The organism is Nodosilinea sp. LEGE 07298 (assembly GCF_015207265.1).
Lineage (GTDB): Bacteria > Cyanobacteriota > Cyanobacteriia > Phormidesmidales > Phormidesmidaceae > Nodosilinea.
Genome location: NZ_JADEXE010000590.1, coordinates 1 through 1,242 on the forward strand (window position 1 = coordinate 1; position 1,242 = coordinate 1,242).

Below are 1,242 nucleotides of genomic sequence, written 5' to 3' on the forward strand. Positions count from 1 at the left end.
CCTGGGAATCAGCGGCCCAACGCCCCTTAAGAGGATGCTCCAGCACGTCGGCTAACTCGGCTTCAATGATGGGCCTAAGGGCTTGAAGTTCAGTCAGACTGAGCCGCCCCTGATGATAGTCCCGGTGGGCTTGTCGTGCGGTGTGAATGATAGGGAAGACTCGATGGGCGAACTCCCGATTTTCTGGGAAGCGAGAGGTGGTTAACGCCTTGAGTTCTCGCTCTAGGTGTGCCCAGCACTTCTGCTTGGTGGCGGCAGATTGCGGCCCATAGGCCGACCAGCAGTCGCTGCTGAGGACGCCTGCAAAATCCTCGCCCAAGAGGGTCTTGACCTCGGCTGAACTGCGGGTGGGGGCAAAGAATAGGATGCAGCACTCAGGGGCGGTGGCAATCCAAATCCAATGATTCACCCCATTTAAGCGATAGCTGGTCTCATCGACACAGCGCACACCCGGTTGTTGAATCCATCCCCACCATTGCTCATACGCCGGTTGCAACGCGGCACAAAACCACTGATGCAGCTTTGCTAAGCTGCCTTGAGACATCGGAATCCTGAAAATGCTCTCCACCACGTAGCGCTGCTTTGACCACGATAGGTTGCCCCCATAGCCTAACCAGCCCACTACACTACTCAGCCGACCGCCATAGCTAAATCCCTCCCGGCACCCGAGCGGCAGCATTTGATGGCCTTGCCACCCACAGGCGGGGCACCGATACAACGGGCGCTCATACTCCCAAATCTTGACGAGATCCGGTACCAGTTCGGCGACCTGCTGCCGCTTGGTTCCCTGCGATTGTCGCTCAACGGCACCGCCGCAGATCGGGCAGCGCTGCACGTCCAGCAACACGGGGTGATCAATCCAGCCAAAACCGTTGCGCGTCGTGCCGGGGTGGTTGTATTTGGGGCCGCGTTTTCGTTGCGGCTTTTGCTTATCCCGGTTCGGCTTCTTGGGGCCATCTGACGACGGCGGCTGAGAACTCGTTGCACTGGTGCGCTCACTCAGTTTCCTCACTTTCTCGTTGAGGGCCTCGAACTGTTCCTCTAGCTCTTTCACTCGCTGCTTCAGGCGCTCGGTCTCTGCGCGTTGCTCGCAGTAGCGCTCATACCAATACCTCGCCCCTTGCTCTTCAGGGTCGATCTCCGAGAGGTTTGATTCTGGATGCGGTTGGATCGTCATGCCCCTTATGCTACAAACTTTTGCCCTATTCGCAATAGACCAGCTTTGTTGCGGTGACTAATTAC

1 protein-coding gene is annotated in these 1,242 nt (G+C 57.6%); it reads right to left on the reverse strand.

The genetic code is table 11. The features are described from left to right. A partial coding sequence (locus IQ273_RS33270) for a transposase (RefSeq protein WP_194027334.1) occupies nucleotides 1-1,177 on the reverse strand: 1,177 nt, incomplete at its 3' end. Nucleotides 1,178-1,242: the final 65 nt, after the last annotated feature.